Consider the following 16938-nt stretch of genomic DNA (forward strand, 5'->3'; position numbering starts at 1 on the left):
TATTTATCAGGTATGCAGGTTACAGCAAAAAAGAATGCCGCCAATCACTGACTGGCGGCATTTGATATTCATGCGTCAAACATGTCCAGACGGACCGGATTGGCTTTTGCCACTTTGTCCAGTTCCATCAGAACCGAAAGAACTTCGGGAAGCTTGTTCAACGGGATTTGGTTCGGGCCATCGGAAATGGCCGTCGCCGGGTTATCGTGGGTTTCGATAAACAGTGCTGCGATACCAACCGATACGGCCGCACGGGCCAGAACGGGCGCAAATTGGCGCTGGCCACCTGATGAGGTGCCCTGTCCGCCCGGCTGCTGAACCGAATGGGTGGCATCGAAGACAACCGGATAGCCCTGCTGGGCCATGGTGGGAAGTCCACGGAAGTCCGTGACAAGCGTGTTATAGCCAAAGCTGGTCCCACGGTCACAGAGCATGATGTTTTCATTGCCGGTCGCAGCCAGATTGTTGGCCACATTGACCATGTCCCAAGGTGCCAGGAACTGACCCTTTTTGACATTAACCGCACGGCCCGTTTTGCCAGCTGCCTGCAACAGATCGGCCTGACGGCACAAAAATGCCGGGATCTGCAGGATATCGGCAACCTCGGCCACTGCCGCACACTGATCAGGCAAATGCACGTCGGTCACAATCGGAAGCCCGGTGACTTCCTTGACCTCGGCCAGGATATCAAGACCTTCCTTAAGGCCAACACCGCGCTTGGACGTGGTGCTGGTCCGGTTGGCCTTGTCAAACGAGCTTTTATAAACAAGCCCGATGCCAAGCCCTTCGGACAGTTCCTTAAGGGCTGTGGCCATCTCGAGCGCGTGCTGACGGCTTTCGATCGCGCACGGGCCTGCCAGAACGGCAAACGGCTTGTCGTTGGCGATTTCGATATTGCCGACTTTGACGGTTTTAATTTCGGTCATTGCACTGACTTTCTGTCGATCACTTGTGGCTGTTTGTTCTGGCACTCAGATACCAGGCTTATACCAGACGGCTGCGCTCTTTGGCGGCCTTGATATAGGAAACAAACAGCGGGTGCGGATCCAGCGGACGCGAACGCAGTTCCGGGTGGAACTGCACACCGATGAACCACGGATGATCCGGATATTCGACGATTTCCGGCAAACGGCCATCCGGCGACAGCCCTGAGAATTTAAGACCCTTCTCTTCAAGCTGGCCCATGAAGTTGACGTTCACTTCATAGCGATGACGGTGACGTTCCAGAACGGTTTCACTGTCATAAATCTCGCGCGCACGGGTGCCTTCAACAAGTTTGCACTCGTAATTGCCAAGGCGCATGGTGCCGCCAAGGTCATCATCATCCGAACGACGTTCAACCGAACCACCATCTTTCGCCCACTCGGTCATCAGACCGACAAGCGGTGTCTTGGTCGGGCCAAACTCGGACGAGGACGCATCCTTAAGCCCGGCAAGGTTACGGGCCGCTTCCAGGACCGCCATCTGCATGCCAAAGCAAATCCCGAAATACGGAACATTGTTTTCACGGGCATAGCGGGCCGCAGCAATCTTGCCTTCGGTGCCACGTTCGCCAAAGCCGCCCGGAACCATGATCGCATCAAGCTTGGACAGGATTTCGTTGACGTTGCCTTCTTTTTCCAGCGCGTCAGACGCAATCCATTCCACTTTCACACGCACCTTGTTGGCGATCCCGCCATGGGTCAGTGCTTCGGTCAGCGACTTATAAGCATCGGGAAGCTGAATGTATTTGCCGACAATCCCGATGGTGACCTCACCTTCCGGATTGCGGATGGTGTTGCAGATATCTTCCCACGGCTGCAGATCAGGTTCCTGCGCCTGCAGGCCAAAGTGATAAAGCACTTCGTTATCCAGACCATACTGGTGATAGCTGATCGGCACCTGATAGATATTGTCAACGTCATAGGCCGGAATAACCGCTGCTTCGCGGACGTTACAGAAACGCGCAATCTTGCGGCGTTCATTGATCGGAATTTCGCGATCACAACGGCACAGCAGGATATCAGGCTGAATACCAACACTCTGCAGTTCCTTGACCGAGTGCTGGGTCGGCTTGGTCTTAAGCTCCCCGGCAGACGAAATATAAGGAACAAGTGTCAGATGCATGAACAGCGCCCGGCCATCGCCAAGGTCATTGCCCATCTGACGGATGGCTTCAAGGAACGGAAGGCTTTCGATGTCACCCACCGTGCCGCCGATTTCGACCAGGACAAAATCCTCGGTCGCATCGGACATGACGAATTCCTTAATCGCGTCGGTGATGTGCGGAATGACCTGCACAGTCCCGCCAAGGTAATCGCCGCGACGTTCACGCGCGATCACGTTGGAATAGATACGACCGGTGGTGACGTTGTCGGACCGGCGCGATGATACGCCGGTGAAACGTTCATAGTGGCCAAGATCAAGGTCGGTCTCCGCACCGTCTTCGGTCACATAGCATTCGCCATGCTGGTACGGGCTCATGGTGCCCGGATCGACGTTGATATACGGATCGAGTTTACGCAGACGAACTGTAAAGCCGCGTGCCTGCAGGGACGCCCCCAAAGCAGCGGAAGCCAGACCTTTGCCCAGCGAGGAAACCACGCCACCGGTAATAAAGATAAAACGAGTCATTATCTTGGCCTCATCTCAAAGCACAAAGCCTCGGTTCGATGCCATTCAGTGCATCACGAACCGGGGAATACAACAATCAAAAATTGAGGCGGCAAGTTTGCCGCCTCAGGTCGTCGGTTAATTTGTTTATCGGGTCGGAGCTGCGGGACCGGTGTCCTCGGCAGGCTCGGTGACCGCAGGGGCCGGTTCCGGCGCCTGATCCAGGATCGAGGCCGGTTGGCTATGGGTATTCGACTGAAGGGCAAGGATGATGCTGGTGATCATGAATGCGCCTGCAAGGATCGCGGTTGTACGGGTCAGCAGGTTCGCAGCACCGCGTGAACTCATCACGCCGAAGCCGCCGCCACCGCCGCCGCCGCCACTGTTACCGCCGATACCAAGCCCACCGCCCTCGCTGCGCTGCACGAGAATCACGGCAATCAGGCCGAGCGCAAGAAGAAGGTGGATTACCAGAATAACTGTTTGCATGGTGTCGAAACTCTTGTCCTAATCTACCGATCCAAACGCAATTTGGCCCGGATCGGGCATAAATTTGATGCGTATTTAACGCGTTTTATGGCTGTTGGCTAGAGCATATTGAATTAAATCTGCTTGGGTATGATTTAAGCGCAACTTTCAATAATTTGCCAGAAATCTTCAACCTTAAGGCTCGCCCCGCCGACAAGCGCCCCATCGACATCTTCAACGCCCAGCAATTCTTTGGCATTGGACGGCTTGACCGAGCCACCATAAAGAATACGGAATTCATTTCCGTCTTCGAACCGTTTCACAAGTTCCGCACGGATCGCTCGATGCACGTCGGCAACTTCTTCAACACTTGCCGTGCGCCCGGTCCCGATCGCCCAGACCGGCTCATAGGCGACAACCGTATTCTTGGCCGTCGCCCCGTCCGGAAGCGATACTGCCACCTGCCCGTTCACCACCGGCAGTGTCGCACCAAGATCGCGTTCTTCCTCGGTCTCGCCAACACAGACAACCGCGATCAGGCCGGCGTCATGGGCGGCAATCGCCTTTTTGCGAATATCGGTCGAACTTTCACCATGATCGGCGCGGCGTTCGGAATGTCCAACCAGAACATATTGCGCCCCGATATCGGTCAGCATCGGCGCAGCCAGATCACCAGTATGCGCACCAGAAATCGCGACGTGGCAATCCTGCCCGCCAACCGCCACCACACTGCCATGTGTCACCCCGACAACATCCGAAAGAAGCGTTGCGGGTGGGCATACAAGAATATCGCAGCCAAGATCCCCTTTTTCAGATGCCTTTGCTGCCAGGCTTGATGCCAGCGCAAGACCGTCTGCACGCAAACAGTTCATTTTCCAGTTTCCGGCAATCAGGGGACGGCGTTGGGTCATGGGACGATACCTCGTGCTGATCAGGTTCACATATTATCAATGTATCAAATTCATCGCGGCCATTTCGAAGCCGTTACCATTTGTTACAAGATCTGGTTCGACGCGGGTTTTAGCATGCCAGCACATCGGGGCCAAGTACCCGAAAACACCTGATCGCGCATTTAGAGTGTGATTGCTGTCATCTTCTATACAATCGCCTGTTGCCGCTGATAACACTCGCCATTAAGATGCGCGGCAAATTTGCTCGGACCTTTTCGTCTATCGCGTCGGCCGGGCGACCATAATGAAACGACGTCAAAGCCTGATTTTGGCGTCAAACCACGGATTGTTAGGCTTATCATATGCTTGCTGGCATTCGCACATTTTCGAAATCAATCTTCGCCAAGATCATCTTTGGCGTGATTGCACTGAGCTTCGTGATCTGGGGCCTGAACGCATCGATGCTCAATCTGGGCACCTCGCGTGAAGTTGCCGAAATCGGCAGCCAGAAAATCACCCCGGTCGAACTGGATCGCGCCTTCCAGCGTAGCGTGCAGAATATGCAAAACATGTTCGGACCGAACTTCAACCAGCAGCAGGCCATTCAGATGGGCCTTCTGAACAATACGGTGCAGTCGCTCGTATCCCAGAAGATCCTGCGTGAAGATGCCAAAAACATCGGTATCGGCATCAGCGACGAAGCCGTCCGCGATCAGATCTTCTCGTCTGACAGCTTCAAGGATCCGACCACCGGCCAGTTCAGCCGTGATCGCTTCCTGCAGGCCCTGTATCAGGCTGGCTATACCGAAAACGAATTCATCAACGGTGTCCGTGGCGACATGATGAGCCAGCAGGTTGTCAGCAGCCTGACCAACCCGGCAACGGTGCCAGACATCATGGCGCGTCAGATCGTCGCTTACCGCAATGAACAGCGCAGCGGTTCGTTCTTTACACTGAACAAGGATGAATTCGCTGACATTCCGGTTGCTGATGACGCAACCCTGCGTGCCTATCACGAAGAAAACGCGGCCCAGTTCACCGCGCCGGAAAGCCGCAATGTCACCCTTGCAACGCTGAGTGCCGCTGACCTGATTTCGACCGTCACCGTAACCGAAGATGAAATCGCGGATGCCTACGCACAGCGTCAGGCAGAATTCCAGACCCCGGAAAAACGCACGGTCGAACAAATCCTGTTTTCGCCGAACGAAGAACAGACCGCCCGTGAAGCCTATAAGCGCCTGCAGGAAGGTGCAGACTTCATGACGGTCGCCAAGGAAGACGCGAACATGGACGAAGCCATGGTCAAACTTGGCCAGTTCACCGCAAATGACATCCTGCCGGATCTCAGCGATGCGACCTTCTCGCTTGACGAAGGCGGCATCTCCGAGCCGGTTGAAACCGCTCTTGGCTGGCACATCATTCGCGTATCCTCGATCACCCCGGGCAGCACGCAAAGCCTCGATGAAGTCCGCGACATCATTGTTGACGGCCTCAAACAGTTCAAAGCCGAAGACGCCATCTATGATCTGGCGGCCACCTTTGATGAAGAACTCGGTGCCGGCACCCCGATCGAAGATGCCGCACGCGATGTTGGCGCAAAGACCTACAAGCTTGATGGTGTTGTCCGCGGCGAAGGCCTTGCTGGTCAGGATGTCGATGGTGCCGATGAAATCAACGCCAAGATTTTCGAGCTCGAAAATGGCGAGGAAAGCTTCCTCGAAGAAACCGCTTCGGGCACGCGCTATGTCGTTCGTGTTGAAAACGTAACTCCGTCGGCGCTTCGTCCGTTTGACGAAGTCCGCGACGAAGTTGTCGCCGCCTGGACCGCCGAAGAACGCCAACGCCTGATGATGGAAAAGGCCGAAGAACTGGCTGGCAACATCAATACGTCCGGTGCTGATCTCGCAACCCTCGCCTCCGAAGACGGGGCAGACGTTCGTGAAACCGGCCTGACCCGTCGTACCGGCCGTGGTCTTGCAGATGACGTCAACCCGGCGATTGCCGCTGCCCTCTTCACCCTTGAAGACGGCAAGGCCAAAGCCATCCAGACCGGCGAAGACGTCATGATCGTCAAGCTTGATGAAATTCAGGCCGCCGACATCAACACCGCCGATGCCGCACCGGTAAATGACGAGCTCAAGGAAGCGCTCAACGAAGACATCCTTGCGCAGTATCTCAACTACCTGAACGAGGAAATCTCGGTCAGCGTCAATAACAGCGTGATCAACGAGCTTTATCAGCCGACCGCTGCAAACTGATACGCATCCAGGGGCGACCGGAAAATCCGGTCGCCCTTTTTCTATCTCAAAGACGCCGTCGCCAAACGGACCAAGCCCAACCAGCGGACAAATCATGGAAATCAAACCGGATTTCACCAGTTTCAAGCAAAACTACGACAACGGCATTTCGCAGGTTCTCTGGACCGCGCTGACCGCTGATCTTGATACGCCGGTCTCGGCATTCCTCAAGATCGCCGAAGGCATGCCAAACACCTATTTGCTTGAATCTGTTGAAGGCGGATCGGTCCGCGGGCGCTATTCCTTCCTCGGTCTCAAGCCCGATCTGATCTGGCGCTGTTTTGGCAACAAGGCCGAACTCAACCGACGCGCCATGGCTGATGCCGACGCCTTCGTGGCCGAGGATGACGCCCCGCTCGAAAGCCTCAAGAAACTGATCGCCGAAAGCCATATCGAACTGCCCGACAACCTGCCGCCCATGAGTGCCGGTCTGGTCGGCTATATGGGTTACGACACCGTCCGCCTGATGGAAAAGCTTCCTGACAGCAACAAGGACGAACTTGATGTCCCGGATGGCATTTTCATCCGCCCGACCGTGACGGCAAGTTTTGACACCATCGAAGACACGGTTACCGTGGTGACGCCCGTGCGCCCGGAAAGCGGCATTTCGGCGGATGCGGCCTATGATCTGGCCTGCGCGCGTCTTAATGACGTGGTCCAACAGTTCCAGCGCAATCTGTTTATCGACCGCCGGTCCAAATCCGTGCCCGATACCCTGCCGGAGCCTGCGGTCAGCGTGACCGAGGCCGGGTTCCACGACATGGTCGAAAAGGCCAAGGATTATATTCGCGCTGGCGATATCTTTCAGGTGGTGCTGTCACAGCGCTACACGCTGCCCTATCAGCTCCCGCCCTTTGCCTTTTACCGGGCTTTGCGCCGCATCAACCCGTCACCCTTCATGTTCTATCTTGATATCGGCGGGTTTCAGGTCGTCGGTGCCAGCCCGGAAATCCTGGTGCGGCTCCGCGACGGCGAAGTCACCATTCGCCCGATTGCCGGTACCCGTCGGCGCGGCAAAACGCCCGATGACGACAAACTCATGGCCCAGGACCTGCTCGACGATCCCAAGGAACGCTCCGAACATCTGATGTTGCTCGATCTTGGCCGCAATGATGTCGGGCGCGTTTCCAAACCGGGCACCGTCCGCGTCACCGACCGCGAACAGATCGAATACTATTCCCACGTCATGCACATCGTCTCTAACGTGGTCGGGCAGATTGACGAAACCAAATATGACGCCATGGATGCGCTCAAGGCTGGTTTCCCGGCCGGAACCGTTTCGGGCGCGCCCAAGGTCCGCGCCATGGAAATCATTGATGAACTGGAATCGGTGCGCCGTGGCATCTATGCCGGGTGCATCGGCTATATCTCGGCCGACGGCTCGATGGATACCTGCATTGCGCTTCGCACCGCCGTCATCAAGGACGAAAAAATCCATATTCAGGCCGGTGCCGGTGTCGTCGTCGACAGCAAACCGGAACTCGAACACAAGGAATGCCAGAACAAGGCTGGTGCGCTGATGGCCGCTGCCCGCGAAGCCCATCGCTTCGCCTGATCTTCGATCGCGCAAACAAAAAGGGCTGCAGAATCACTGCAGCCCTTTTTCATATCCGCTAGGTCAACCTAGCCGGTAACACTTCGCATCGACCGGCGCAACACATCGGTAATCGGCACCAGCACAAAGCCCTTGGCCTGAATTTCGGGGATCCATGTTTTAAGCGCCCCGATTGTCAGATCGCGCGGATGGCCAATCGCAATCGCAAAGCCCTGTTTGCGGGCGACATTTTCGGTGCGGGCCAACATATCGGCGATCTTGGCCGCATCATCGGCATCATCAATAAAGATATCACGTGTGATTGCCGGGACGCCAAAGCTGCTGGCCGTTGAATAGCCGACCGAGTCTGCGCTGGTCCGGCTATCAAGGAACATTAGGCCGCGTGATTTCATCACTTCCATGACGATTTTCATGCGTTCCGGATCGGCGGTAAACTTGCTGCCCATGTGATTATTCACACCGACATAGCCATCAAAACGATCCAGCATCCAGGTCATTTCATTAAGGATCGTCTGGCGGTCATAGCTTGCCAGCAAGGCATGCGGCCCCGGATCAACCGATGCGGATGACGGCTCCATCGGCATATGCAACATCACTTCATGACCGGCCTTGCGCGCGGCATTGACCTGTGCCTGCAAATCACGGGCATAGGGCAGATAGGAAATCGTGATCGGCCCCGGCAGATCGACCGTCTTGGCGGTGCGCGGCTGATCAAGGCCGGCATCATCAATCACAATCGCAATCACCGGCTTGTCGCCAGTATCCTGTGTCAGCGCGGCATATTTCTGCCACGGCTGATTTGTCGGGCCAACGGTTGCGACCGGAACATCATTGCCGCTATCGCCAGGAAGGATATCCCCGGCCTGGGCCGGTTTGCGCGCGGCCGGTGCTGGCACAAAGTCCGTCAGACCCTGCCCGCCTTGCCCGGTGGATCGCGTCGTTTCGTTATTTTCGCCGACAAGATATCCCGTGCGTCCGCGTTCGGAAACATTGGCATTTTCCGAAAGCCTGTAATCCTTGCGAAGCTTCGGGGTCGGCTCCGGCTCTGCCAGGGCATAATTCGGTGCACCTTGATCCGCTGCGCGGCCAAATTCATCCGACGCGCGATCAAGTTCAAGCATGCTGCCAACGGCAATAATAGCCGAAAGCGTGCCCGCAACAAAGGCCCCGCCCAGCATCAGGCGGCCAATGCCGCCCGATTTCCTTTTCGGGGCGGTCTTTTTACGAGTGGATTTCTTGGGTGCCGCCTTCTTACGTTTGGCGGTCGTTGCCCGGCGTGCCACGCTGTGGTCTCCAGTATTCGTTGGCTGGGATGCTCGTAGCGACCAAACACACGGTTTGGCCCCTTCCCATATGGTGATTATATACCGATCAAGTCGGTTTGTGTTTTCACGTTTTTAAAACAGTTCTGGTTAGCGCACGGTTAAAGGATCATTTACGCGATGATCAAAGACACCCCGGTCGCAAAAAACCCTTGCTCTGCTTCTGCTTGACGTAGCGACACGGGCGTTTATTCTCTGCCGACCTTAATGTAGACAGGCCCATCCGACGATGTATCTCCTCATCGACAATTACGACAGTTTCACATTCAATCTGTGGCACTATCTGCGCGAACTCGGCCCAGAGGTCGAAGTGCGCCGCAATGACGAGGTTACCGTCAATGAGGCTATGGCATTCAATCCCGAGGGCATTGTCATTTCCCCCGGCCCGTGTGACCCGGAACGGGCGGGCATTTGCCTTGATTTGATCAAGGCTGCGGCAGGCAAGGTCAAATTGCTCGGTGTGTGTCTGGGGCATCAATCCATCGGTCAGGCCTTTGGCGGCAAGGTGGTCCGTGCGCCCGAATGCATGCATGGCAAAACCGATGCAATGAAACATGCTGGTACCAGCGTTTTTAAAGGCCTGCCCAGCCCGTTTGAGGCCACCCGCTATCACTCGCTGGTGATTGAACGCGAAACTTTGCCCGACAGCCTTGAAATCACCGCCGAAAGCGGAGATGGTCTGATTATGGGTGTGCGTCACAAGACCCATCAAATTCATGGTGTCCAGTTCCACCCGGAAAGTATCGCTTCGGAACATGGCCACGCCCTGCTTAAGAATTTTATCGACTATACCGGTGCATAATTCGCACCGGACCGCAAACCAAGGAAGACCCGATGTCGACTGATCATGATCTGAAGCCAATTCTGGCCAAAGTCGCAGATGGCGAAAAACTGACCGAAAGCATGGCCGAGGCGGCCTTTAACGTGCTGATGTCCGGTCAGGCAACGCCATCGCAAATGGGGGCTTTCCTGATGGGGTTGCGCCTGCGCGGTGAAACCGTTGATGAAATCACCGGTGCGGCCCGTGTCATGCGCGAAAAGGCCACCGGCATCATCGCCCCGGAAAATGCGGTCGATACCTGCGGCACCGGTGGTGATGGCAGTGGCACCTATAACATCTCGACCGGGGCGGCGATCGTGGCTGCCGCCGCCGGTGCCACCGTTGCCAAGCACGGCAACCGTGCGGCATCGTCCAAATCCGGGTCTGCGGATGTTTTGATGGCGCTTGGTGTCAATCTTGATGCCGATATGAAGCTTCTGGAAAAGGCGCTGCGCGACATCAATCTTTGCTTCATGATGGCAACCCGCCACCATTCGGCGATGCGCCATGTCATGCCGACCCGTGTTGAAATGGGCACGCGCACCATCTTTAACCTGCTGGGACCGCTGGCCAACCCGGCCAAGACCAAACGTCAGGTTCTTGGCGTCTTTGCCAAACAGTGGGTAGAACCGATTGCCAATGTATTGAACCGTCTGGGATCGGTCCATGCCTGGGTTGTTCATGGCCACAGCGGCCTTGATGAAATCTCGACCACCGGCCCGACCTATGTTGCCGAGGTCAAGAACGGCAAGGTCACCACATTTGAAATCAGCCCAAGTGATTTCGGCCTTGAAACCGTAACGCTTGACGACCTCAAGGGCGGTGATGCCGATGTCAATGCCAAGGCCATTCTTGATCTGCTGGCTGCCCAAAAAGGGGCCTATCGCGACATCGTTTTGATGAATGCCGGTGCGGCCCTTGTCGTCACCGGGATTGCCAGTGATCTGGCCGATGGCATCAAAAAGGCATCCGAGGCGATTGATAGCGGCAAGGCCGCCGAAACCCTGCAAGGCCTTGTGACAATCACCAACGAAGGAACCCCGGCGTGAGCGACGTACTAGCCAAAATCTGCAATGACAAGCGCGATCACGTTGCGGCCTGCAAGGCGCGCAAGACGCTCGCCACCCTCGAGGCCGAGGCAAAGGAACAATCCGCCCCGCGTGGCTTTATCAAGGCGCTTGAAACCAGCGTTGCCTATGGGCGTTATGGCCTGATTGCCGAAATCAAAAAGGCATCGCCTTCCAAGGGGCTGATCCGCCCGGACTTCAATCCGCCCGAACTCGCCAAGGCCTATAAGGCGGGCGGCGCAAGCTGCCTGTCGGTTTTGACCGACATCCCCTATTTCCAGGGCGATGACAGCTATCTGGTCGCAGCCCGTGCGGCGGTTGATCTTCCGGCCCTTCGCAAGGACTTCATGGTTGATCCCTATCAGATCACCGAGGCGCGTGCATTGGGGGCCGATTGCATCCTTCTGATCATGGCGGCCCTTGAAGATAGCTTGGCTTCTGAGCTTGAAGATGCTGCGCACAGCCTTGGCATGGATGTTTTGATTGAGGTGCACAACGCCCCGGAACTCGAACGCGCGCTTAAGCTGAAATCACGCCTTTTGGGGATCAACAACCGCAACCTCAAAACCATGGAAACCAGCCTCACCACGACCGAGGAACTGGCAGGCATGGTCGGCGATGATCGGTTGCTGGTGGCCGAAAGCGGCCTGTTTACCCCGGACGATTTGGCACGCATGGCAAAGGTCGGCGCTGAGTGCTTCCTGATTGGCGAAAGCCTGATGCGCCAGGACGACGTCGCAACCGCCACCCGCAACCTGCTGGGCCTTGCGGCCTGATCAATACTGGACAGAACCAATGGCAGACAAGCTTTCCCATATTGATGCCGGTGGCAACGCGGTGATGGTCGATATTTCGGCCAAGGCAGAAACTGCGCGCACCGCCATTGCCAAGGCCCGGGTTCTGATGTCTTCCGAAACCGCCAATCTGATTGCCGCGCGCGGCCATAAAAAGGGCGACGTTCTTGGCATCGCCCAGCTTGCCGGGATCATGGGGGCAAAAAAGACCCCCGATTTGATCCCGCTTTGTCATCCCCTGCCCTTAACCTCGGTGACGGTGGATCTGGAACTTGCGACCGACGCGGATGCCGTCGATATCACCGCCACCTGCAAGACGACTGGCAAGACCGGTGTCGAGATGGAAGCCCTCACCGCTGCCTCGGTTGCGGCGCTGACGGTTTTTGATATGTGCAAGGCAGTGGATAAAAGTATGAGGATTACCGATCTGCGGGTCACCCGGAAAGAAGGTGGCAAATCGGGGACCTTCGTCGCGGACTAGATTCCGTTCTGTCCAGCACGGCCACTATTCACATTTTTTGAACAGTTGCGCTGATTATTCGATTTTATCGTTTAATCGCACAGAGCCGCTTGACCCGCGAAAAGAACTAAAGTAGAACATTTATGTATCCTTTTTGTTCTTTTTACAGGTTCGGGAAATATCATGCTGACGCGCAAGCAATATGAGTTGCTGGTCTATATAGACAATTACCTTCGCGATCACGGGATTTCGCCCTCGTTCGATGAAATGAAAGAGGCCCTGAACCTTAAATCCAAGTCCGGCATTCATCGCCTGATCACAGGCCTTGAGGAACGCGGCTTTATCCGCCGCCTTGCCCATCGTGCGCGCGCGCTTGAAGTCGTACGATTGCCCGAAAACAGCGATGATGACGCCCCGGAAACGCCAAGCAATGTGACCTCGCTTGCCAGTGTGCGAAAGGCCGCCCACCGGCCGACCACGGTGCCAACCGCCTTCTCCGAGGCCGGGGAATCCGTTGGTCTGCCACTCTATGGCCGGATTGCTGCCGGTACACCGATCGAGGCCCTTCGCGATCAAACGACCATGGTACAGGTTCCCGCCGCCCTGCTTGGCGCCGGCGATCACTATGCGCTTGAAGTATCGGGGGATTCGATGATTGATGCCGGTATTCTTGATGGAGATACCGTCCTGATCCAGCGCTGCGAACAGGCCCATGACGGCACGATTGTGGTGGCCCTTGTCGATGACGCCGAAGCCACGCTTAAGCGCCTGAAGCGTGGCCGTGGTGAAGTTCTGCTGGAACCGGCCAACGCACGCTATGAAACCCGCGCCCTGTCGCCGGACCGTGTGCGCATTCAGGGCCGTCTGGTCGGGCTGCTGCGTCAGTACTGATTGCTTGCGCGAAGTTATCAACCACAAACGCCCGGCGCGCACGCCCGGGCGTTTTTTTTGAGTGAGATCAGGCTCTTATCGCCCTGCTCTGCCGCCGATGATGATCCATGGCCAATTGCCGGCTTCAGCGCGGACGGTGTTGATGACAGGCTTTTCATCTGGCTTCGATGGCAGCTTGATCGCAACGCCACCCTGCCACCACAGAACGTCATCATCAATGACCATGCGCGCGCCAGAGGCCTGACAGGTGGTGGGCAAATCTGTTTGCAGGCTGACAATGATATCTGCATTACGGCAGGCATAAAACGGATTGGCAATCCGACTTGCGACAATAATCCGTGACTGAACGATGTTAGCGCTAACATCAAGGGAGCATGGGTCGTTCTGGCAGGCCTGTACGCGGCTTTGTTCGTGTTCGGGGCGAATGCCAAAGCGGCTCATCCAGATGCCTTTTTGAAAATCATTCAGCCGCGATGAGGTATGCAGGATACCGGCATCGCGATCATAGACAGCCCAGCTTTCGCGGTCGCCCGATATCAGGATTTCGGGTTCTTTGTGAAGCACCTGAAAGATGATGGCGGCAATAATCACCGGGAGAACCGGCACGATCATCGCCTTGTCACGCCAGATGACGATCCAGGCCAGGGCAAACAGCCCCAAGGCAACCGTCAGCATATCAAGTCCCGAGACATACCAAAGCCCCCAATCCTGTGCGGCAACCAGTTCGGCTGTTTCCAATAACACCGTCAAACCCGGCTTCATCGCGGACAGTGAGAGCCCCGATAACCCAATCGGCACAAGCGCCAGCGTTACGACAATCCATGGCATGACCCAGAATGCCATGACCGGAATGGCGACCAGATTGGCGAGTACGCCCAGCATCGAAATACGGCCAAAATGATAACCGATGATGGGAGCGGTCACGGCCGTCACAATCAGACTGGTCAGCAGCAAACCGGCAAGATAAAGACCGACACGCTCATACCATGACAGCATCCCCTGCCGATCCAGCCAGCGTCGCCCCGGACCGTCATAAAACGCAACAAGTGCGCCAACGGCGGCAAACGAGAGTTGGAAGCTAGCCCCAAGTGCCGCGTCAGGCCGAATGACAAGCACAATGATCGCGGCCACACCCACAAGGCGCAACGATATGGCACGGCGATCCAGCAGGAGTGCCAGCCAAACCACAAGCAACATGACAAAGGCGCGCTGGGTCGGGATGGTTGCCCCGGATAATCCGAGATAGGCAAGCCCCGCCAGCATGGCCGCCATCGCCGCCCATTTCTTGATCGGATAGCGCAAGGCTATTTGAGGAATGGCGGCCAACCCGAACCGGATCAGGAAAAATACCGTCCCGCAAAGCAACCCCATATGCAGACCGGAAATCGCCAGCAGGTGCGCAAGGCCGGATTTGCGAAGGTTATCGGCAATATCCGGGGCAACCTCGCCGCGCTCGCCAATGATCAGCGCCTTGGCAATGCCGGTTTCGGGACCAGTCATCTCATCACTGATGACAGCTGAGATATATTGACGCGCCTTTTCAATACTCCCCAACAATGTGTTGTTATTTATATCTTTTTGAGTTTCCAGAACTTCGAATTGTCGCCCAAAGACAAAGCCGGATGCGGCAATATTGCTGAAATACAGGTTGCGTGAAAAATCCGGGTCGCCGGGAACGGCAGGTGCGCGCAATGGAAAAAGGCGTGCGTTCGCGCGGATCTGATCACCAATCGAAAGCGCACTATCACCCAAGAAACTTAGCCTTACATTCCAGTCCAGTTGGTCTTGGGCAATGCCGACAATCTCGGACGGTTGCACGGTGGCGCGGATGCGTCCGTTCCGTGGTTCCAGGGCAATGATGGTGCCTGTGACCTCGGTCATATAAAGCGTTTTTGTCGGGATATTATTCGGGCCTAGTTCAATATGAATGGCACTTGTCAAAGCCCCGAACGCCAAACTGGCAAACAGCTGAAACGCGAAGGCCAGAGTGGCAACCCGCCGCGACATCCAGAAACCGCAGCACAACAGAATCACCGCCAGACCAATTTGACCAAGCCCGATACGCGCAGGGAGCAAGAAATACGCAGCACAGCCCAACCCAAAGAAGATAACCGAGGACAGAAACCATTTATTTCTTTGGCTTGTTACAACAAAATCAATTTGTGAGAAAATACTCACAAACAATTGTTTTAATTTAATTTTACCTGCCGCCGTACGACGAATGTCCAATAGCCCGCCTGCCGCATTGTTTCTATCTAACATCCGCTGTGGTGCAACAGCGTGTCATTTGTGCTATAGCCTGCACGCCAAAAGTCCTCAGGACAAGCGACAACATCCAAATAACGGATAGATTGAATGACGGTTGTTACCCGTTTTGCCCCGTCTCCGACCGGGTTTCTGCATATCGGCGGCGCACGCACCGCACTTTATAACTGGCTGTATGCCAAACATACCGGTGGCAAGTTCTTGCTCCGGATCGAGGATACCGACCGTGAACGTTCAACGCCCGAGGCGGTAGACGCCATTTTTGACGGCTTGAACTGGCTTGGCCTGACCGCAGACGAAGAGCCGACTTTCCAGTTTGCCCGTCGCGACCGCCATGCAGAAGTCGCCCAACAGCTTCTTGATGCCGGGAAAGCGTATTATTGCTATTGCTCCCCCGAGGAGTTGACCGCCATGCGCGAGAAAGCCCGCGCAGAAGGCCGTCCGATGAAATATGACGGCACCTGGCGCGATCGCGATCCATCCGAGGCGCCTGAGGGCGTCAAACCGGTAGTCCGCGTCAAGGCCCCGCAAGAAGGCGACGCGGTGATCCATGATCAGGTGCAGGGCGAAGTTCGCGTCGGCAACGAGCAGCTTGACGATTATGTCATCCTGCGCGGCGATGGCACGCCGACCTACATGCTGTCAGTAGTGGTTGATGACCATGACATGGGTGTTACCAACGTGATCCGTGGTGACGATCACCTGACCAACGCATTCCGCCAGAAAGTCATCTATGATGCCATGGGTTGGGATGTCCCGACCTTTGCGCATATCCCGCTGATCCATGGTCCGGATGGCGCCAAGCTGTCGAAACGCCATGGTGCGCTGGGTGTTGATGCCTATCGCGATGAAATGGGCTTCCTGCCCGAGGCATTGAACAACTATCTTCTGCGTCTTGGCTGGGGCCATGGCGATGATGAAGTTATTTCGACCGAGCAGGCGATTGAATGGTTTGACATCACAGATGTCGGCAAAGGGGCTGCACGCTTTGATTTTGCAAAGCTGACCAACCTTAATGGCATCTACCTGCGTCAGGCCGATGACAAACGCCTTGTAGACGAGGTTTCCCCGCTGATTGCCAAGAAAATTGGCGTTGAGGCGCTTGATGTATCGCAAAAAGAAATCTTGATCAACGGCATGGCAGGCCTTAAAGAAAGGGCCAAGACTCTTATCGAGCTCGCCGACTCTTCTGCCTTCTACGTTACCGATGGCGTCACGTCCGTTAACGAGAAAGCCCAGTCCCTGATTGATGGTGCACCTGAAGGTCTGTTCAAGGAACTTGCCAACAGTCTTGAAGCGCTTGATAGCTGGACCGAAGAGGACGTTGACGCAAGTGTTCGTGCCATTGCCGATAAGTTTGAGTTAAAGCTTGGCAAAGTCGCGCAGCCCTTGCGGGCGGTGCTCACAGGCTCCAACTCTTCACCAGGCATTTTCGAAGTAATGATTGTGCTTGGCAAAACCCAAACGCTGAAACGCATTCGCCATTTTGATGCTTAACAACAGCGAATAAAGAAAAG

General features: G+C 55.8%; 14 protein-coding genes. 8 read left to right on the forward strand and 6 right to left on the reverse strand.

Translation table 11 applies throughout. The annotated features are described in order from the left end of the window. Positions 1-68: 68 nt before the first annotated feature. The 4 genes from kdsA to tpiA form a co-directional block, all read right to left on the reverse strand. Complete coding sequence (gene kdsA / locus DY252_RS13070; protein WP_064789128.1) at positions 69-926, reverse strand: 3-deoxy-8-phosphooctulonate synthase; 858 nt, start codon at positions 924-926, stop codon at positions 69-71. A gap of 58 nt (positions 927-984) precedes the next feature. Continuing rightward, a complete protein-coding gene (locus DY252_RS13075) occupies positions 985-2613 on the reverse strand; it encodes a CTP synthase (protein WP_064789127.1) in 1629 nt (542 codons plus the stop codon). A gap of 126 nt (positions 2614-2739) precedes the next feature. After that, positions 2740-3081, reverse strand: a complete 342-nt coding sequence (gene secG, locus DY252_RS13080; RefSeq protein WP_064789126.1) for a preprotein translocase subunit SecG — start codon at positions 3079-3081, stop codon at positions 2740-2742. Between the two features lie 134 nt (positions 3082-3215). After that, on the reverse strand, positions 3216-3971 hold the full coding sequence (tpiA, locus tag DY252_RS13085) for a triose-phosphate isomerase (RefSeq protein WP_064789125.1): 756 nt from the start codon (positions 3969-3971) through the stop codon (positions 3216-3218). Positions 3972-4312: 341 nt separating this feature from the next. Between tpiA and DY252_RS13090 the strand changes: the two genes are divergently transcribed. Continuing rightward, entirely contained in the window at positions 4313-6208 is a 1896-nt protein-coding gene (locus DY252_RS13090; protein ID WP_064789124.1) for a peptidyl-prolyl cis-trans isomerase, read from the forward strand. Between the two features lie 94 nt (positions 6209-6302). Continuing rightward, positions 6303-7802 carry an anthranilate synthase component I gene (trpE, locus tag DY252_RS13095; protein WP_064789123.1) on the forward strand — a complete coding sequence of 500 codons (1500 nt, stop codon included), beginning with the start codon at positions 6303-6305 and terminating at the stop codon, positions 7800-7802. A 68-nt stretch (positions 7803-7870) separates the two neighbouring features. Here trpE and DY252_RS13100 read toward each other — a convergent pair whose 3' ends face one another. Then, a complete protein-coding gene (locus tag DY252_RS13100; protein WP_064789122.1) occupies positions 7871-9085 on the reverse strand; it encodes a divergent polysaccharide deacetylase family protein in 1215 nt (404 codons plus the stop codon). Between the two features lie 268 nt (positions 9086-9353). Here DY252_RS13100 and DY252_RS13105 point away from each other — a divergent pair, with 268 nt between their 5' ends. The 5 genes from DY252_RS13105 (at position 9354) to lexA (ending at position 13156) form a co-directional block, all read left to right on the forward strand. Then, entirely contained in the window at positions 9354-9926 is a 573-nt protein-coding gene (locus DY252_RS13105) for an anthranilate synthase component II (protein WP_064789121.1), read from the forward strand. Positions 9927-9958: 32 nt separating this feature from the next. Further along, positions 9959-10993: an anthranilate phosphoribosyltransferase gene (gene trpD, locus DY252_RS13110; RefSeq protein ID WP_064789120.1), complete on the forward strand. Its 1035-nt coding sequence runs from the start codon at positions 9959-9961 to the stop codon at positions 10991-10993. Continuing rightward, entirely contained in the window at positions 10990-11787 is a 798-nt protein-coding gene (trpC, locus tag DY252_RS13115) for an indole-3-glycerol phosphate synthase TrpC (protein WP_064789119.1), read from the forward strand. The genes trpD and trpC overlap by 4 nt, the downstream gene beginning before the upstream one ends. 19 nt (positions 11788-11806) lie before the next feature. Continuing rightward, entirely contained in the window at positions 11807-12286 is a 480-nt protein-coding gene (gene moaC, locus DY252_RS13120; protein ID WP_064789118.1) for a cyclic pyranopterin monophosphate synthase MoaC, read from the forward strand. Between the two features lie 162 nt (positions 12287-12448). After that, the gene (gene lexA, locus DY252_RS13125) at positions 12449-13156 is read left to right on the forward strand and encodes a transcriptional repressor LexA (RefSeq protein ID WP_064789117.1); all 708 of its coding nucleotides are present in this window, start codon (positions 12449-12451) and stop codon (positions 13154-13156) included. Between the two features lie 75 nt (positions 13157-13231). Here the strand turns inward: lexA and DY252_RS13130 are convergent, their stop codons facing one another. Next, entirely contained in the window at positions 13232-15232 is a 2001-nt protein-coding gene (locus tag DY252_RS13130; RefSeq protein ID WP_231959727.1) for a ComEC/Rec2 family competence protein, read from the reverse strand. A gap of 279 nt (positions 15233-15511) precedes the next feature. On the opposite strand from DY252_RS13130, the gene gltX reads away from it, so the two are divergent. Next, positions 15512-16918: a glutamate--tRNA ligase gene (gene gltX / locus DY252_RS13135; protein ID WP_064789115.1), complete on the forward strand. Its 1407-nt coding sequence runs from the start codon at positions 15512-15514 to the stop codon at positions 16916-16918. Positions 16919-16938: the final 20 nt, after the last annotated feature.

The sequence above is a fragment of the Thalassospira indica genome (genome assembly GCF_003403095.1).
In the GTDB taxonomy this organism is placed as follows: domain Bacteria; phylum Pseudomonadota; class Alphaproteobacteria; order Rhodospirillales; family Thalassospiraceae; genus Thalassospira; species Thalassospira indica.

Excerpts from the sequence above, each read along its gene's own strand:
- kdsA (WP_064789128.1), bottom strand. The coding sequence starts at position 926 with ATGACCGAAATTAAAACCGTCAAAGTCGGCAATATCGAAATCGCCAAC.
- DY252_RS13075 (WP_064789127.1), bottom strand. The coding sequence starts at position 2,613 with ATGACTCGTTTTATCTTTATTACCGGTGGCGTGGTTTCCTCGCTGGGC.
- secG (WP_064789126.1), bottom strand. The coding sequence starts at position 3,081 with ATGCAAACAGTTATTCTGGTAATCCACCTTCTTCTTGCGCTCGGCCTG.
- tpiA (WP_064789125.1), bottom strand. The coding sequence starts at position 3,971 with ATGACCCAACGCCGTCCCCTGATTGCCGGAAACTGGAAAATGAACTGT.
- DY252_RS13090 (WP_064789124.1), top strand. The coding sequence starts at position 4,313 with ATGCTTGCTGGCATTCGCACATTTTCGAAATCAATCTTCGCCAAGATC.
- trpE (WP_064789123.1), top strand. The coding sequence starts at position 6,303 with ATGGAAATCAAACCGGATTTCACCAGTTTCAAGCAAAACTACGACAAC.
- DY252_RS13105 (WP_064789121.1), top strand. The coding sequence starts at position 9,354 with ATGTATCTCCTCATCGACAATTACGACAGTTTCACATTCAATCTGTGG.
- trpD (WP_064789120.1), top strand. The coding sequence starts at position 9,959 with ATGTCGACTGATCATGATCTGAAGCCAATTCTGGCCAAAGTCGCAGAT.
- moaC (WP_064789118.1), top strand. The coding sequence starts at position 11,807 with ATGGCAGACAAGCTTTCCCATATTGATGCCGGTGGCAACGCGGTGATG.
- lexA (WP_064789117.1), top strand. The coding sequence starts at position 12,449 with ATGCTGACGCGCAAGCAATATGAGTTGCTGGTCTATATAGACAATTAC.
- gltX (WP_064789115.1), top strand. The coding sequence starts at position 15,512 with ATGACGGTTGTTACCCGTTTTGCCCCGTCTCCGACCGGGTTTCTGCAT.